Below are 18,288 nucleotides of genomic sequence, written 5' to 3'. Positions count from 1 at the left end.
ATAAAAAAAGCGAGTTTTCCACATTGGCTAATAATTGTTAATAGCATTTATAATTATCCACAAGCATTCTGTTGATAATATTTATTATATTTACAGAGCTTATAACGTAAATATACAAGTTATTAACACCCTTGTTGAAAAAGTTAATAACAGCCTGTTAATTGTTGATATGTTTGTGCAAAAAGCTGTGAATAATTCGTCTTGTAAATATTTATGCGCAAGAAATCCACAAAAAGTATATTTAAAAAATAAAAAAGTATACCTCATAATAAATAAAGTTTTTTATAGGAAAAGACTTGGATTTTTTATATAAATATGCTATTCTATCTTAGAATATTGTGCTTGAGGCACTTAAACGGAGGTGCATATTAATGTCCACAAAAAGAACTTACCAACCTAAGAAACGTCACCGTTCACGTGTTCATGGTTTCATGAAGCGTATGGCTACATCAAACGGCCGTAAGGTTTTAGCAAGACGTCGTAAAAAGGGTAGAAAAGTTTTATCTGCTTAAGCCACTGACACTCAGTGGTTTTTTTAATCTAAGTTAGGATGATATAAAATTGAGAAAATCCTACCGCGTAAAAACTGAGAAAGATTTTCAAAATGTTTTCGAACAAGGTCAATCGATGGCAAATCGTGCTTTTGTTATTTACTCTTTACCAAAAGAAGGACAAAAGCATTTTCGTGTCGGCATTTCTGTCGGTAAGAAAGTTGGTCATACTGCAGTAGCGAGAAATCGACTCAAGAGGTATATTCGTGCAACGCTCACGGATATGAAGCCTAATATCAAGCCTGATTTAGATTTTTTAGTAATCGCTAGACCATATGCCCGTGATTTTGATATGGTGAGAACTAGAAAAAATCTTGAACATGTGCTTAATTTAGCGCATGTATTATCTACCAAAAAGACTGAAACAGAGGAAAAGTAGAGTGAAGGACTTTTTAACAAAGAAAAATTTTAAGAGAATAATAATGGTACTAGGAATGGTTGCACTTGCTTTCGTGGTGACAGGATGTACTTCTGTTGCAACTGGAGGACACGTTGCACCTATTTCCCACACCAGTGGAAGTTGGTGGGATAGATATGTACTTTATTACTTGTCTGAATTTATTCTTTGGATCGCAAGTCTGGTTCATAATTCTTATGGATGGGCAATTATTATCTTTACCATCATCATTAGAGTTATCTTGTTACCTTTGAATGCTATCCAGATTAAAAGTATGGGTAAGCAACAACGTCTTCAACCTCAGATGGATGCATTACGCAAAAAGTATTCTGGAAAAGATGTTGAAACACGTCAAAAGTTACAAGAAGAAACCAGTAAACTTTATAAGGAAGCTGGGGTTAACCCATATGTTGGGTGCCTTCCATTGCTTATTCAGTTGCCTGTTATGTGGGCGCTCTATCAATCTATTTACAGAACTCCTCAATTACAAAATGGACATTTCCTATGGATGGATTTAGGACATCCTGACCCATATTTTGTAATGCCTATTTTAGCAGCTGTGTTTACTTTCATGTCCTCATATATTAGTCAAATGTCACAACCTAAGTCCTCTCAAAACGGTATGACGAAGAGTATGACATATATTATGCCTATCTTTATTGGTGTTACTGCAGTTGGACTTCAATCAGCTATTTCATTATATTGGGTTGTTTCTAACCTATTTCAGGTTGTTCAAACCTTTATTTTACAGAACCCATTCAAGTATCAACGTGAATTGGAAGAAGAGAAAAAAGCTGAGCAAGAACGTCAAAAACGTTTGCGTAAGACATATAAGCGATTAGGTCGTAAGAAAAGCAAATAAATAATTTAATAATTATCTATGAAGATAAAGTAGTCAAAGTGCTTTATCCACCTTTAGTATGTTTTAAGGGTGGAGTGGCGCTTTTTTTATTTAATTTTTTAGTTTTTTGAGTATTTAAGAGGGAAAAATGGTACAAGTTTTAACACAATTCGATACTATTGCCGCTATTTCTACCCCAATTGGGGAAGGTGGTATTTCTATTGTTCGTCTATCAGGTGAAGATGCAATTAAAATTGCGAATAAAGTCTTTAAAGGAGCTGATTTAACAAAAGTTCCAACTCATACTATTCATTATGGTCATATCGTAGATTCTAAGGCGAATAAGGTTATTGATGAATCTATGGTAAGCGTCATGCGTGGACCTAAGACTTTTACTCGTGAGGATGTAGTCGAAATTAATTGTCATGGAGGTATAGTTGTAACTAATGATATTTTACAATTACTCTTAGCAAATGGCGCTAGAATGGCTGATCCTGGGGAGTATACTAAGCGTGCATTTATGAATGGGAGAATTGACTTAACACAAGCTGAATCTGTTATGGATATTGTACGTGCGAAGACCGATAAATCACGTGAAGTTGCGATGAATCAACTTGCTGGTGGCTTAATGGAAAAAATTAGAGCTATACGTCAAGAATTACTTGATACAATGGCTCAAGAAGAAGTAAATATTGATTATCCAGAGTATGATATGGATGATATGACCGGCAAAGAAATGAAAGAAAAGGCTATAGTTGTGTCAGAAAAAATTGATCAACTATTAAAAACAGCTCAAGAAGGTAAAATTATGCGTAGCGGTTTAGCAACTGCTATTGTAGGGCGTCCAAATGTTGGTAAATCGTCACTTTTAAACTATCTTACTCAAGATGAAAAGGCCATAGTTACTGATGTTGCTGGTACTACACGTGATACTTTAGAAGAATATGTCTCTGTAAAGGGTGTACCTCTGAAGTTGATAGATACAGCCGGTATTCACCACACTGAAGATAAGGTTGAAAAGATTGGTGTTGAACGTTCTAAAAAAGCGGTAGAAAATGCTGATCTGGTCTTACTTTTACTCGATTCAAGCCGTGAATTAAGCGAAGAAGATAAGAATCTTCTTAAGTTTACTGATGGTAAAAAAAGAATTATTATCTTGAATAAAAGTGATTTAGGCGCTAAGATTTCCCGAGAAATGATTGCGGAAATGACAGATAGTCCAATCATTGTTACCTCTATTTTACAAAAAGAAAATCTTGATAAACTTGAAGAAGCAATTGAGAAGCTTTTCTTCTCTGGAATTGAAAATTCTGCTAACCAAGTAATGGTTACTAATCAGCGTCAAGCAGGTTTGCTTCAGAAGGCTAAGCAATCATTGTCTGATGTTGTAAACGGTGTTGAGAATGCAATGCCACTTGATTTGGTGCAAATCGACCTTAAGGATGCTTGGGATACTCTTGGCGAAATTACGGGTGAAAGTGCACCAGATGAGTTGATTACTGAACTCTTTAGCCAATTCTGTTTAGGTAAGTAAGAAAGGTATACAAATAATGAAAACATACGATTCAAATGAATATGATGTAATTGTTGTCGGTGCCGGACATGCTGGATGTGAAGCGGCTTTAGCGGCAGCCCATATGGGAGAAAAAACACTTCTTTTAACTATTAATTTGGATATGGTTGCTTTTATGCCATGTAATCCATCTGTTGGTGGTCCTGCTAAAGGAACGGTTGTTCGCGAAATTGATGCCCTTGGTGGACAAATGGGTAAAAATATTGATGCAACATATGTTCAAATGAGAATGTTAAACACTGGTAAGGGGCCAGCTGTTCGTGCATTGCGCGCACAGGCTGATAAATGGCAATATCATGAGCATATGAAAGATGTCATAGAAAACACCCCAAACCTTACTTTGCGTCAAGGAGTAGCAGATGAATTAGTTATAGAAGATGGTGTATGTAAGGGGCTAATTACTAATACTGGTGCTAAGTATCATGCCAAGAGTGTGGTTTTAACTACTGGTACTGCTGCTAGGGGTAAGATTATCATCGGAGAATTAGCTTATTCATCAGGTCCTAATAATTCTCTTCCTTCAATTAAATTACCGGAAAACCTTGAAAAATTAGGCTTTAAATTACGTCGTTTCAAGACTGGTACTCCACCACGTGTTGATGGAAATACTATCGATTATTCTAAGACAGAGGAAGAACCAGGTGATGAAGAGCCACGTCATTTTTCTTACACAAGTAAAGATGAGGATTACATTAAAGTAGAAGACCAGTTATCTTGTTATATGACCTACACTAATCCAACTACTCATGAAATTATTCGTGAAAACTTAGATCGTGCTCCGATGTTCTCTGGAGTAATTAAGGGTGTAGGTCCGCGTTATTGTCCATCTATTGAAGATAAGATAGTCCGCTTTGCTGATAAAGATCGCCATCAAATTTTCTTAGAACCAGAGGGACGTCACACTAAAGAAGTTTATGTAGGTGATTTTTCTACTTCTATGCCTGAAGAAGTGCAGCTTAAGATGGTTCACTCTGTTGCGGGTCTTGAACATGCGGAATTAATGCGACCAGGTTATGCTATTGAATATGATGTAATTGAGCCATGGCAATTGAAGCACACGCTTGAAACTAAGAATATTCAGGGATTATTTACTGCAGGTCAAATGAATGGTACCTCTGGGTATGAAGAGGCTGCTGGTCAAGGTTTAGTTGCTGGTATCAATGCCGCTCTTAGTGCTCAAGGTAAACCAGGCTTTACTTTACAACGTGATGAAGCTTATATTGGTGTTTTAATTGATGATTTAGTAACGAAGGGTACTAATGAGCCTTACCGCTTATTAACCAGTCGTGCAGAATATCGTTTACTTTTACGCCATGATAATGCGGATTTACGTTTAACTGATAAGGGCCATGATTTGGGTTTAATTGATGAAGAACGTTACCAAAAATTCCTTGAGAAAAAAGAAGCTATTTCCCAGGCAATGAAAAAGGTTGAGGAAATTAAAATTCATCCAACTGATGAAGTTCAAGAATATCTTGCGAGTGTAAAGCAAGATAGATTAAATAATGGTGTAACTGCAGCTGACTTTATTAAGCGACCAAGAGTTAGTGTTGATGCGGTTGAAAAATTGACTGGTGAAACTATTTCTGATGATCGTTATGTTAAAGAGCAAGTGGAAATTGCTTTAAAGTATGCCGGTTATATCAAGAAGGAAAAAGCAATGGTTGATAGATTACACCGTCTGGAATCTAAAAAAATTCCTGATAGAATTGACTATTCGGCAATTCCTAGTTTAGCAACTGAAGCTCGTCAAAAATTTGAGAAGATTCGTCCAGAATCTATTGCTCAAGCTGAACGTATTTCAGGTGTAAATCCAGCTGATTTAGCTATCTTGACTGCCTACATTCAGCAGGGTAGAATTGCTAAATTACCAGAAGAAAATAAATAGTAAAAGTAAAAGAGCTCTAAGTGGAGCTTTTTTGTGTATTTTTCACAATCTCTATTTTCACTAGTTAATATCTTCACAAGCCGGGAATTTGCTAAAATATATATTTTGAGAAAGTATTATTATTGAAAATATAATTTTTTCTTTTTAATTAAAAGTAAGTAAATCTATGCGAAATTTTTTCAAAAAAAGTATACTATAGGTAAGATAAATAAACAGAAAGTATGGAGGCATTATTCTTATGCAACAATTTGGTGTTATTGGCCTTTCCGTTATGGGTAAAAATCTTGCACTTAACGTTAAAAATCATGGATTCTCGGTCTCTGGCTTTTCTATTGATAAGCCAGAAGTAGATGCTTTAGCTCAATATGAAGATAAAAATTTAAAACCAACTTATACTTGGGAAGAATTTGTTAATTCTTTAGAAAAACCTCGTAAAATTTTGATTCAAATTATGGCAGGTAAGCCCGTTGATGAAACGATTCAAAAATTATTACCATTACTTGATAAAGGCGATATTTTAATTGATGGTGGTAATTCTAACTTCCACGATACCAATCGTCGTAGTCGTGAATTAGAAAAGAAAGGTATCCATTTTATTGGTATGGGTGTGTCTGGTGGTGAAGAAGGTGCCTTAAATGGTCCAGCCTTGATGCCAGGGGGTGATGAAGAAGCTTATAAAGAAGTTTCTCCAATTTTAGAAGCAATGGCTGCTAAGACACCAAGTGGTCAAGCATGTGTAGGCTATATTGGACCAGAAGGTAGTGGGCACTATGTGAAGATGGTTCATAACGGTATTGAATACGGAATTATGCAAATTATTTCTGAAGTATACGATATCTTGAGAACTGTTGGTCACTGCTCCAATGATGAAATGAGCGAAATTTTTGCAAAATGGGATAAAGGTGCAGCTCAGGCTTACTTGATTGAAATAACTTCTAAAGTATTAAAGCAAAAAGATAATTTAACGGATGATCATATTATTGATCATATTCTAAATGAAGCTTCTTATAAGGGGACTGGTAACTGGATGCTTGAAGATGCTATTCGTTTAGGTGCTCCAATTACTGTTATTGCAGAAGCAGTTCTTGCTCGATTTATGTCTAAGGCAACCTTTAGAGATGATCCAGAGCCTAAGATTGATTCCGAAAAAGCTCCTAAAGATTTAGTTGAAAACTTAGAAAAAGCACTTTACTTAGCAATGGCTGTTTCATATGCTCAAGGTTTCCAACAAATGACTATGGCAGCACATACTTATAACTGGCAATTACACTATGATACAATTGCTCAAAATTGGGAGGCTGGTTGTATTATTCACTCTCAAATGCTTCAAGATATTAAGTCTGCTTATAGAGCTGATGACAACTTGAAGAATTTATTTAAGGCACCATTCTTTGATAAGACTAAGAAAGCTAATATGCCTGCATTAAAGAAGATTGTTCAAGTCGCTGCAGAAGCTGGTATACCAACTCCAACTTTAAGTGCTGCATTGAATTACTTAGAATCCATCTTTAATCCAAACTTGCCACAAAATATGGTTCAGGGTCAACGTGATTACTTCGGTGCACATACTTACCAACGCAATGACCGTCCTGGTACTTTCCATACTGAATGGTACGAAGAAAAATAATAGTGTTTCATGTGAAACTTAAAAGCTGTAGCAAAAGCTACAGCTTTTTGTTTTATACTATTTATAGGAAAAATCCAAATAAGTAGGGGAAAGCAAATGAATAAAGAAGAAAGAAATAATCTGAAAGTATTAGGCCAAGCATTAATTGTTGGTATTCTTGCAGGAGGTGTTGTTGGATTATTTAGATTTGGTATTGAAAAGACATCAGGTTTTTGGCTAACGTTATTTAAAAATGCTCATCGTAATCCAGTATGGTTTGTTGCAATTGTAGTTGGTCTGTTTTTAGTAGGCTTAATTGCTGGATATTTTGTTAAACAATATCCTCACGTTGGAGGATCTGGTATTCCTGAAGTTAAATTGCAAATGGAAGGTAAGCTTCATTTACAATGGTGGCCCATTCTTTGGCGAAAGCTAATCGGTGGAATTATGGTAATTGGCACGGGTCTTTTTTTAGGACCAGAAGGTCCCTCACTACAGTTAGGATCATCTATTGGTCAAGGTGTTGCTCAAGGATTTAAGCAAAATAAAACTAATACAAGAGTTTTGCTTGCTACTGGTGCAGCAAGTGGTTTGTCAGCTGCTTTTGGAGCACCGCTTAGTGGAGCGCTTTTTGTACTTGAAGAAGTTTTTCATAATTTTTCACCGAAGGTATGGATGAATGCGCTAGTAGGAGCGATTGCAGCTGATTATGTTGTATCTAATATCTTTGGGCAAAAACCCTCCTTGGCATTAGCTTATAATTTTCGCTTACCAACTAACTTGTATTGGCACTTACTTATTTTAGGCCTTGTCTTGGGTCTGTTAGGTCACTTGTATAAGGTAGGATTATTTAGCTTGAGGAAAGTTTATGCTAAAATCACCTTCTTACCTTCATGGCTTCATGGTCTAATTCCTTTAGCTATTTTGATACCAATCATGTATTATGTACCATTAATTACTGGTCCGGGTAATCGATTAATTTTAGCATTGCCAAAAATGATTACAGGAACCGGATGGGCTTTGATTGGAACTTTAGGAGTTTACTATATTCTCAGAATTGCTTTCTCTATTGTGTCGTATGACTCAGGCTTGCCGAGTGGGATCTTCTTGCCAATCTTAACCATGGGTGCCTTGATTGGAGCTGTGTATGGAATGATAATGAATCAACTAGGATTATTACCGGGGAAATTTGTCATTAACTTGATTATCTTCTCCATGGCAGGATATTTCGCAGCAATTATCAGAGCACCTTTTACGGCAATTGTATTAATTACTGAAATGGTTGGCTCACTTTTCCAATTAATGCCATTAGCTGTCGTAGCTTTTGTGGCGTTACTAGTTGATCAGCTACTTGGTGGACATCCTATATACGGTCAGTTAGCAGCTGCTATGGATAAAAAAGGTACTCATAATGACGAATATATTGGGACAGAAGATGAATTGACTTTGCCAGTTTATGAGAGCAGTCATTTGGTTGATAAGAAAATTTCTGAAGTTAAGTGGCCAGAAAATACCTTGGTTAAAATTATTAAGCGAGACGGCCATGATATTATTCCTGATGGAAGCACGGTGATTGCCGCTGGGGATATGTTGGTCTTAGAAGTGGATACTAACCAGCGTGGGTATGTTTATGACAAAATGAAGAAACTTCAAGGCGTTGAACTTGATGGATGAAATTAAGATTAGATAAAGAGCAAAATTTAGATGAATTATGCTCTTTATTTTGCATAAAAATTTGTTATGATATAAAAACTAAATTTAGTATTTGTCCCAATATTGAAAAGAAAGGTGAGATAATTATGAAAATAAATGAAGCTTTAAAAGATGAGCGGATTAAGTTGGGACTCACACAGGAAAAGTTTGTAAAAGGGATTTTTACGGCATCAAATTATTCAAAGATTGAATTAGGTCAGCAGGGAATTGATAGTGATGACTTGTTTAAGTTGCTGGCTGCTAATAAGATAAATTTTGAAGATTTTGCTTTGAAGCTTAGGGAAGAATATATAAGTTATGAAAGTCGAAATGTAAATCTTCAATATAGATTAGCGACTAAATTGAGAGATGTATTTTATCAAAAAGATGTTAGTCAGATAGATGAATTAGACGCTACAATTCAATCCAGTGATGTTAGTCAAGAAGTTAAGATTAGGTCAGTCCTGATTAAACATATTTTAAAAAATACAGTAGATAAAATAGATAGTAAGACCAAGCAAAAAGTTAAACAGATATTATTTACAGAAAGTAGTTGGGTAAAAAGCGAGTCTAGGATGCGTTTATTTGTTAATTCGATGATTGTTTTTGATGGTAATGAACTTGATTATTATATATATCAGTTAATTCAGTATTATGCAGAAAATGATATGAATAATATTGAAACTGAGGAGTTAGTTGCAGGAATATGTGTAAACTATGTATTTAATAGATGGACTAAAAAATTAAAATATGTTTCTGAAGTTTTAAATCTTTTAGAAAAAGTACCAATGACACCAGAAGTTTTTGTTTATAAAATTATAGGTAGGTATTTGGATGATATTTTAAAGGATAATCAAGAGGATGCTAAAGAAATTGCTAGAGTATTAAGTAAATATGGCTTGAGTAGTATTGCAAAGTTATTACCGAAGGAAAAATAATCGCGAAATTCGCGATTATTTTTTTATTTAGCGAATCTAGTGACGAATTTGCTAGCTTACTTTAAAATAAATGTAAATTCTAATAGAGAGGTAAAAAAATGCTAATTACAATGTTACCAATCTTGTTATCTGTTTTTATTTAAAGAAAGAGGACAAAGGGGATGAAAAAGAAGATGTTAAGAAACGGTATAGTAGCTGCTTTAGGTGCTACTATGCTTGCAGTAGGAACAACAGGGATTGTGTCTGCTAATAATCACTCAGATAGTGGATTTGAATTTAATCTAAGTCCTTTTGAAGGAAGTAGTTATAGTTCTGCACGATTAAAAACTGATAAAAGTAGATCTTATGCACGTGTGACACAAATTGGAAAAGGAGAAGCTCATGTATGGACAGTACGTGCAAATGGAGCAAGTATTAATACTGGTAGCTATGATTTAAAGCAAGGTCAGAGCGTTAAGATTTATAATCGAGCATATGAAATGTATGGTCGTACTAATATTATGCTAGGTGTCCATACGGCAAGTATTAATTATGTACGTATTCATGTAAAGGGATTATGGAGTCCAGATTCTATTTAATAATTTTGAAAGATACCCAGAAATGGATATCTTTTTGTTTAGGGAGACAAATATGCTGTTTAAAATTGAAATGAAGCGACTGATTCTTAGGTGGCAAACAATAGTTGCTTTGTTACTTGGCTTAGTAATTGTTGTTATTCAGGCTAAAACCATCAATCATGTAAATGCGTTTTGGTACAATAATGCTTTTGCACATATGATTGGCTATGATAACTCTGGTTTGGGAAGCCAATTATATTCTGTATTATTACCACTAATGTGTGGGTTAGCAGGAGCAAGTATAATTGAAGAAGATAAGAAAAACAGGATGATAACATCAATTGTAGTTAGAAGTAATAAAAGAAAGTATTTGAAAAATACGCTTTTATCTGGTTTCTTAATTGGAGGAATAGTGGGTATTTTTCCATTAATTATTGAGGGAATTATTTATTTTAGTAGATATAAGGTTACTACTTTACCGTCTCACCCTGAGTTTTATTTAATAGGTAGAGACGGATGGGGATATCAGTTATTTTCTACTTATCCGTTTGTGTTTTGGACTATTTATCTCGTAATTATATTTATTTTCAGTGGCTTTTTTGCTCAATTAGGCTTAGTAAGTGCATACTTTCCAATTCATAGGGGAGTAGAAACAATTTTTCCGCTTCTGATTGTAATATTATCTACTATCTTAGGCAATTTAAGTGGCTATCAAAATTTAGCACTTTCACAATTAATAGTACCAAACTACGCTAATTGGTACAGTGATGGGTGGCTATGGATTATTGGATATTGGGTAATACTTACTGTAATCATATTTGGATTAACTTGGGAGAATTATCGAAATGATTCCTGTAGCTAGAAGAAGGGTTAAGACTGTTAGTTCAAAAATATATGCGTCTGAATTTATATTCATTGTGTTATTCATCTTGTATTATTCTATCAGTGGTTTGGCTGATGTACCATTTCTTGGTAAGATGGCAGTTTTTCAAAATATTTATGAAACAAGCTTTATATTATGGATAGGATTATGGACAGGTGGAATGGTAAGCACTATGCCTTGGAAAGGGCGACCAGATGAATTAATTCGTTTAAAGGATAGGACAATATGGTTAAAAAGTCAGCTCATCAATATTATTAAAATTTGTTTGCTTAATACAATTACTTCAACAATAGTTTTGCTTGGATTTCTAATGGTTAAACAACGTCCATTCATTATTTCCTGGACAAACCTTTTTCTTAATATTTGGCTTATTTTTGAAGAGTTAGTGGTATTAGAAGTATTTCTTTTAGGTTTTAGTATTATTTGTCATAAGCTTTCCTATGCGTTAATTAATATTTCTTTTTATGTAATTTTAGAGGTTTTAACTTTTAATCCTGTTTTAGGTAATATAATTCACTGGATTACGGGGGAAAATATTATTGTTAAGCCAAATTACGTAATTTTGATTGCATATGATTCCTGTATAATTTGGGGGATAGTCATAATTTTAATATTAGGAGAAGTATATCTGTTTAAGCGGAGAGAAATTTATGCATAGCCGGATGAAGATAAGATTATACAAGTACTTCCTTTTAATTTTAGAAATAATATTGCTAGCTCAAATTGTATTGACTGAATCATTTAGTAGTAAAACCAACATCTTCAACACCTATCATGCTCCAAATTTGGATTTCATTTTTCAAAACTTAAATTGGATCTTGTATTACTTGGTGGGAGAATTGCTAATCTTGTCTAGGTTAGAAGAGATACTACTAGCACCTAATCCCATGACACAGATCAGATATCCAAGTAGAAATAAAATTTTGGGGACGACAGTTATTAATCTAGGTGTCGCAACAATAATTTATAATTTTGTTTATTTTGCAATAATAACGTTATGCAATAAATTTCAAGATATGGAGTTAATTGCTTGGTTATTTGTTAACGCAACAGTAAGCTTCGCAGCTGTCACACTACTATTGTTACTAATTAGCTTGCTGTTTACGCAGACGTTTAGTTGGCAAGTAGGAATTATTTTAGGGATTTTTGCGCTGGCATTTAAGACGAATTTTCTATTGTTTGTAACGACACCAAGTTTAAATGCGATTTATTTTGAATTAATTTGCAGTGCAATTTTGATAGTCGGAATTTATTTTGTAAATAAAAAAGTGGAAGTGATCTGATAAGTATGGCTTATATCGAATTAAAAAATGTTTCTAAAAGGGTAAAAAATGATTGGTTGTTAAATAATATTTCTCTGGAAATAGAGCAGGGTACGGTTAATGGTTTTGTTGGTGAAAACGGTTCTGGTAAGACGATGCTCTTTCGTGCTCTCCTTGGTTTCATCAAGACTGATGGCGAAATTAAGATTAAGGGACAAAGAATCAATCTTAATAGTGAAATGCCAGTTAATGTAGGAACAATTATTGAAACGCCTGGTTTTATCAATTCTTATACTGGATTAAAAAACTTAGAGTATTTGGCTGATATTAAAAACTTAGTGGATAGAGAAGAAATTATTGCTGCAATGCGAGTTTTTGGCATGGATAAGTACCAAGACACTAAAGTAAAGAAATATTCGTTGGGGATGCGTCAAAAACTTGCGATTATTCAAAGTTATATGGAAAATCAAGAATTACTTGTTTTAGATGAACCAACTAATGGTTTGGATGATGAAGCGGTTGAAATTTTTAAACAAAAAATGAAACAACTTGCTAGTGAAGAAAAAACAATTCTGATTGCTAGTCATGATAAGGAAGTAATTAATGATTTAGCAGATAAAATTTATCGAGTAAAAAACGGTACTGTTTCAGTAATAAAAGGTTAAGATAGCAGTACACCAAGGGTTTGAAAGCCCTTTTTATTTTGTGAAAAAACAAAAAAAGGTTGAAAAATTCAAAAAACGTAGTATAAGTACTATGTTAGAATTATGGTCATATCTACGACCATTAATATAACTAAAGTTTAATTTATATGAGGAGGACTCTATTCAATGACAGCATTCTTAACCTCTGTGTCAAGCATTGTCGTAATTGTCTTGATTATGTTGCTTGGATATGTTTTGCGTCGTGCTGGTTGGTTAGCAGATAGCTTTTCAGGTAATATTTCTAAGATTATTACTAAGATAGCTTTGCCAGCTTCAATTTTTATATCTGTCCAAAATAATCTTACCCGTGGAAAATTACTTAATTTATTTGCGGGATTACTTATTCCTGCTATTGGGGTAGTAATTTCTTATATTGTAGCGTTTATTTTGGTAAAGGTAATGAAGATTCGCGTAGGTCGTCGTGGTACCTTTATTAATACAATTGCTAACGCTAATACTATTTTTATTGGGATGCCTTTAAACGTTGCTTTATTTGGTAATGAAGCAATGCCATATTTCTTGATTTACTACATCATTAACACCGTTTCTACTTGGGCATTTGGTGTATTCTTAATTAAGAATGATGATCCTACTTTGATCAAGGAAGAAAAGAAAGAACGTAAAATTGAATGGAAGAAACTTCTTCCAATGCCACTTGTTGGTTTCATTGTAGCAGTTTTATGGCTTTTAACAGGTCTTCAATTGCCTTCATTTGCTAGTCAAACCTTTACTTATATTGGTAACCTTGTGACACCATTATCGTTAATTTATATTGGTATTGTTTTAGCAAATTCCGGTATTAAAAATGTTAAATTAGATAGAGATACTGTTGTAGCTTTGCTAGGTCGTTTTGTTTTAGCACCTGCAGTTATGATTTTATTAATTAAGGTTTTTGCACCAGCTATTGGTCTTTCAATGGCACCTTTAATGAGCAAGACCTTTATCGTACAAGCTGCAACTCCAGCATTAGCCGTTTTACCAGTTTTGGCAGGAGATGCTCACGGAGATGTTGATTACGCAACTAATGTTGTTGTTTTGAGTACTATTTTATTTATCGTAGTTGTTCCAGTATTAATGTTAATCATTGGCTAATAAGCTATAGAATTAATAGTTACTATTTTCAATATTTTTTAGAATCAGGTCATATGACTTGATTCTTTTTTTTACTAAAAAATTTAGTTCTGAATATAATTGTGATATATTTCTAGTTAAAGAATTCACAATAAGTTGTATTAGTGATTTTGCAAGCCTGTAAGAAAGGAAAAATATATTATGACAGAAGAAAATTATCGTATTGAAGAAGATACACTTGGTCCCGTTAAAATTAATAAGGATGCTCTATGGGGACCACAAACTGAACGTAGTCGCAATAATTTTCCCACAGGTGAATTAATGCCACTATCAATTATTCGAGCATTTCTCCACTTAAAACGTGCTGCTACGGAATCAAATGTTGAAATTGGTGATGAACCGCAAGATAAGGGAGAAGCAATTGAAGATGCTATCGATCATTTACTTGCTCTAAGTGATAAAGATCTAAGAAAAGATTTCCCACTTCATGTATTACAAACCGGATCAGGTACTCAAACTAACATGAATGTTAACGAAGTTGTTGCAAACTTGGCAAATAAGCTCCATCCTGGGTTAAATGTTTTACCTAATGATGATGTTAACCGAGGACAATCTTCAAATGATACTTTTCCAACCGTAATGAATATTACGGCAGTTGAAGCTTTAGATGAACTTGAACCAGTAGTGGAACACTTAATTGAAGAATTAAAGGTAAAGCAAGATAAGTACTGGAAGACAGTTAAAGTTGGCCGTACCCATTTGCAAGATGCTGTACCAATTACTTTTGGTGAGGAATTATCGGGCTATATTGCTGCCTTAAAACATGATTTAGGATATATTCAGCAATTAAAGCCAACACTATATGATTTGGCTATTGGGGGAACTGCTACAGGAACTGGTCTAAATGCTGCACCTGGTATGAAGGAAAAGATTGGTGAAAAATTAAGTAGGGTATATCATCATGACTTTAAAGTAGAGAATAATAAATTCTGGGGAATGGCTCATCATTCTGGATTGGATGTTGTTCATGGTGCAATCAAGACCTTGGCAGCAGACGTGTTTAAGATAGCCCAGGATATTCGTTACTTAGCATCCGGTCCCCGTGCTGGTTATAATGAACTCAATATTCCGGCAAATGAGCCTGGTTCATCGATTATGCCTGGCAAAGTTAATCCTACTCAAGCAGAAGCTGTAACGATGGCAGCAGCCCAAGTATTTGGTAATGATACTACTATTACTTTTGCAGCTTCTCAGGGTCAATTTGAATTTAACGTTTATAAACCGGTTATTATTGCGGCTTTCCTTAATTCATGCCAAATTCTATCTGGTACTATAACTGGATTTACTGATCGAATGATTCAAGGGTTAACGGTTAATGAGCAACATATGAATGAGCTACTTGAGAATAGCTTGATGACCGTTACAGCGTTATCCCCACATATTGGTTATCATGATGCTGCTAAAATTGCCCAAAATGCTGATAAGGAAGGTATTACCTTGAAAGAAGCAGCATTGAAGAGTGGTAAAGTAACTGAAGCTGAATATGATAAGTGGATGGACTTGTTGAAGATGACTAATATTGAAAACAACACTCCTGAATAATAAAAAAGAATTAACTCAGATGTTAATTCTTTTATAAAAACAGAATCAATTGATTCTGTTTTTATTTTTCTGTTAAAATTTTCCAAAAAGTTTCTTCTCGTTCAGTCATTAAATAGTTCTTACGTTTCGCAGCTACTAGTAGAAATTCTGGCTGATCTTTATCCGATAATGGAATTAGATACAATATTATCACTTGGTTTAACGGATAAAGATGTTAAATAAGAAAAACCAATATTTTTCGATACTAAGTCTTTAACTACCATTACATCAGGACTGCGATAAATAGTATTTAGGCTAATTTTATTTCTTTCAAGTAATTGATCTAAGGCACGAGTATGAATATAATCATTATTTAGTCCAATAAAATCCATCTGTGCTAATTCTTTGAAAGAGATTGTTTCTTTATGTGCAAGAGGACTATCTTTAGAAACGACTATTTTCATGGGATAACGTTTGATTAAATGAAAATCGATTTCAGAAAAAGTATTAAGATTTGTTTGACCAAGCAGGGCAATATTGACAGTGCCAGAACGTAGCATCTGCTCTAAGTCATAAGATCCGCGCTCAATAACGTTTAAATGGTTAAGTACACTAATTTCTAATAATTTAGGCACGAGTGTCGGAAAAAAATTACGCCCAATAATTGGTGGTAAGCCAAATGAAATTTCAGCACTTGATGCTTGTTTTATTTCAGCTTCGGCAACATTAATTTCATTTAAAATTGACTGAACATGCTCGTCGAATTGCATCCCTATTTTGGTAATAATGATATTTTTGTGGGATTGATCACGAATTAGAAATTTAGCATTAAACTTTTTTTCTAAACGTTTAACTGCAGCCGTAATTGTTGGTTGACTAACGCCAAATTTTCTAGCTGTTTTTGTATAACTCTTTTGATTTACTAATTCATGATAGTATTTTAAATCTTGAATATTCAATATTATTTAACCTCATATAAATAAATGATTGGTATTTCGTTGGATTTGACTATAAATATTTCTCCCTCCTATAATCAAAAATGAGTAAAGAATTTTAGGAGGCAATCTTCATGACTAATGCATATAATATTTTAAATGATCCTTTTTTAAATAAAGGAACTGCATTCACTAAGAGTGAAAGAGAAGCACTTGGCTTGGTGGGTACATTACCAACCGAAGTTCAAAGTATTGAACAACAAGCTAAGCGTATTTATGACCAATACAAGGAACGTCCTGATGGATTACAAAAACGTGAATATTTAATGGAAGTATTTGATACCAATCGAACTTTGTTCTACTACGTTTTAGAACAACATCTTGAAGAAATGCTTCCAGTTGTTTATGATCCAGTTATTTCACCAGCTATTAAATATTATAGTGAAATTTTCATGAGACCTCAAAATGCGGCATTTCTTTCAATTGATGATCCCGATGCTATTGAAGAAAGTTTAAAGAATGCTGCAGGTGGTCGTAAGATCAAGTTAATCGTTGTGACTGACGGTGAAGGTATTTTAGGTATTGGTGATTGGGGTGCCAATGGTGTAAATATCTCTGTTGGTAAGTTGATGGTTTATACTGCAGCAGCAGGTATTGATCCAAGAGAAGTACTTCCAGTTGGTTTAGATGTGGGTACTAACAACGAAACTTTACTTAATGATCCATTCTACCTCGGTAACAAGCATGAACGCGTAACTGGTGAAAAGTACTATGATTTTGTTGAAAAATTCGTAAGAACTGCGCGTGAAGTATTCGATGATGTTTACATTCACTTTGAAGATTTTGGTCGTGATAACGCTACTAAGATTTTGAATAAGTATCGTAAGGAAATTCCAGTATTTAATGATGATGTTCAAGGTACTGGTATAGTATGTTTATCAGGTGTACTTGGTGCATTAAATATTTCTAAAGAGAAATTTACTGATCAAGTATTCTTAACTTATGGTGCTGGTACTGCTGGTATGGGTATTGCGAATATGATGTATCGCGAAATGCTTGTTGAAGGAATGGATCCTGAAGAAGCTAAGAAGCACTTCTACTTAGTTGATAAGCAAGGTTTGCTATTTGAAGATACTCCAGGTTTAACACCTGAACAAAAACCATTTGTACGTAAGCGTTCTGAATTTGCTAATGCCGATGAATTAACTGATCTTGAAAAGATTATTGCTGCGGTTCATCCAACAGTTATGATTGGTACTTCAACTAATGCTGGTGCATTTACTGAAGGTGCAATTAAAGAAATGGCTAAGCATACTGAACGTCCAATTATCTTCCCAATTTCTAATCCGACTGAATTAATTGAAGCTACTGCAGAAAACGTTATTAAGTGGACTGATGGTCGTGCATTAGTGGCTACTGGTATTCCTTCTGCACCGGTTGAATACAAAGGTGTAACTTACCATATTGGTCAAGCAAATAATGCTTTAATTTACCCTGGTTTAGGTTTAGGTGTTCTTGCTAGTGAAGCGAAGTTAGTTACTGATGAATTATTATCAGCAGCTGCTCACTCTTTAGGTGGTATTGTTGATCCTGATGAACCAGGTGCACCAGTATTGCCACCTATCAGTAAACTTCAAAGTTTTACTGAAAAAGAAGCTATCGCAGTTACTCAAGCCGCAATTGATGAAAAGCTTGCTGGTGAAGGCATTACAGATGCTAAAGCTGCTACTGAAAGTATGAAGTGGATTCCACGTTATTAATACTTTTAATTTAGAATAAAATTTAAAAATCCCTTATGAGATTCATCTA

The 18,288-nt window shown here is 34.3% G+C and carries 17 protein-coding genes; 16 read left to right on the top strand and 1 reads right to left on the bottom strand.

The genetic code is table 11. The features are described 5' to 3' along the window. Positions 1–371 precede the first annotated feature (371 nt). The 15 genes from rpmH to HDR40_RS02700 all read left to right on the top strand — a co-directional run bounded on the left by rpmH (position 372) and on the right by HDR40_RS02700 (position 15,565). Positions 372–512: a 50S ribosomal protein L34 gene (rpmH, locus tag HDR40_RS02770; protein ID WP_209687610.1), complete on the top strand. Its 141-nt coding sequence runs from the start codon at positions 372–374 to the stop codon at positions 510–512. 49 nt (positions 513–561) lie between these two features. Further along, complete coding sequence (gene rnpA / locus HDR40_RS02765; RefSeq protein WP_290626295.1) at positions 562–930, top strand: ribonuclease P protein component; 369 nt, start codon at positions 562–564, stop codon at positions 928–930. Between the two features lies 1 nt (position 931). Further along, the gene (locus HDR40_RS02760) at positions 932–1,810 is read left to right on the top strand and encodes a membrane protein insertase YidC (RefSeq protein WP_290626294.1); all 879 of its coding nucleotides are present in this window, start codon (positions 932–934) and stop codon (positions 1,808–1,810) included. Between the two features lie 127 nt (positions 1,811–1,937). Further along, positions 1,938–3,323: a tRNA uridine-5-carboxymethylaminomethyl(34) synthesis GTPase MnmE gene (mnmE, locus tag HDR40_RS02755; RefSeq protein WP_290626293.1), complete on the top strand. Its 1,386-nt coding sequence runs from the start codon at positions 1,938–1,940 to the stop codon at positions 3,321–3,323. Between the two features lie 16 nt (positions 3,324–3,339). Further along, positions 3,340–5,250: a tRNA uridine-5-carboxymethylaminomethyl(34) synthesis enzyme MnmG gene (gene mnmG, locus HDR40_RS02750; RefSeq protein WP_290626292.1), complete on the top strand. Its 1,911-nt coding sequence runs from the start codon at positions 3,340–3,342 to the stop codon at positions 5,248–5,250. A 238-nt stretch (positions 5,251–5,488) separates the two neighbouring features. Next, on the top strand, positions 5,489–6,877 hold the full coding sequence (gene gndA / locus HDR40_RS02745) for an NADP-dependent phosphogluconate dehydrogenase (protein WP_290626290.1): 1,389 nt from the start codon (positions 5,489–5,491) through the stop codon (positions 6,875–6,877). A gap of 96 nt (positions 6,878–6,973) precedes the next feature. Next, positions 6,974–8,530 carry a ClC family H(+)/Cl(-) exchange transporter gene (locus HDR40_RS02740; RefSeq protein ID WP_290626289.1) on the top strand — a complete coding sequence of 519 codons (1,557 nt, stop codon included), beginning with the start codon at positions 6,974–6,976 and terminating at the stop codon, positions 8,528–8,530. 125 nt (positions 8,531–8,655) lie between these two features. Next, complete coding sequence (locus HDR40_RS02735) at positions 8,656–9,486, top strand: helix-turn-helix transcriptional regulator (protein ID WP_290626287.1); 831 nt, start codon at positions 8,656–8,658, stop codon at positions 9,484–9,486. A 161-nt stretch (positions 9,487–9,647) separates the two neighbouring features. Further along, entirely contained in the window at positions 9,648–10,064 is a 417-nt protein-coding gene (locus tag HDR40_RS02730; protein ID WP_290626285.1) for a DUF2712 domain-containing protein, read from the top strand. Positions 10,065–10,116: 52 nt separating this feature from the next. Continuing rightward, positions 10,117–10,905 carry a hypothetical protein gene (locus HDR40_RS02725; RefSeq protein ID WP_290626283.1) on the top strand — a complete coding sequence of 263 codons (789 nt, stop codon included), beginning with the start codon at positions 10,117–10,119 and terminating at the stop codon, positions 10,903–10,905. Next, positions 10,889–11,584, top strand: a complete 696-nt coding sequence (locus tag HDR40_RS02720; RefSeq protein ID WP_290626281.1) for a hypothetical protein — start codon at positions 10,889–10,891, stop codon at positions 11,582–11,584. The genes HDR40_RS02725 and HDR40_RS02720 overlap by 17 nt, the downstream gene beginning before the upstream one ends. Before the next feature lie 190 nt (positions 11,585–11,774). Continuing rightward, the gene (locus HDR40_RS02715) at positions 11,775–12,209 is read left to right on the top strand and encodes a hypothetical protein (RefSeq protein WP_290626279.1); all 435 of its coding nucleotides are present in this window, start codon (positions 11,775–11,777) and stop codon (positions 12,207–12,209) included. 5 nt (positions 12,210–12,214) lie between these two features. Next, positions 12,215–12,853, top strand: coding sequence for an ABC transporter ATP-binding protein (locus HDR40_RS02710; protein WP_290626277.1), 639 nt, complete (start codon positions 12,215–12,217; stop codon positions 12,851–12,853). A gap of 165 nt (positions 12,854–13,018) precedes the next feature. Then, positions 13,019–13,984 carry an AEC family transporter gene (locus HDR40_RS02705; protein ID WP_290626275.1) on the top strand — a complete coding sequence of 322 codons (966 nt, stop codon included), beginning with the start codon at positions 13,019–13,021 and terminating at the stop codon, positions 13,982–13,984. 180 nt (positions 13,985–14,164) lie between these two features. Then, positions 14,165–15,565 (top strand): class II fumarate hydratase, encoded by a 1,401-nt coding sequence (locus HDR40_RS02700; protein WP_290626273.1) that lies wholly within the window; start codon positions 14,165–14,167, stop codon positions 15,563–15,565. 158 nt (positions 15,566–15,723) lie between these two features. On the opposite strand, the gene HDR40_RS02695 is transcribed toward HDR40_RS02700, so the two are convergent. Then, entirely contained in the window at positions 15,724–16,503 is a 780-nt protein-coding gene (locus HDR40_RS02695) for a LysR family transcriptional regulator (RefSeq protein WP_290626271.1), read from the bottom strand. A 110-nt stretch (positions 16,504–16,613) separates the two neighbouring features. On the opposite strand from HDR40_RS02695, the gene HDR40_RS02690 reads away from it, so the two are divergent. Continuing rightward, a complete protein-coding gene (locus HDR40_RS02690; protein WP_290626269.1) occupies positions 16,614–18,239 on the top strand; it encodes a malolactic enzyme in 1,626 nt (541 codons plus the stop codon). Positions 18,240–18,288: the final 49 nt, after the last annotated feature.

The sequence above is a fragment of the Lactobacillus sp. genome (assembly GCF_014803895.1).
Note: the sequence above shows the minus strand (reverse complement) of the source record. Positions and strands in the feature narration are given on the sequence as shown.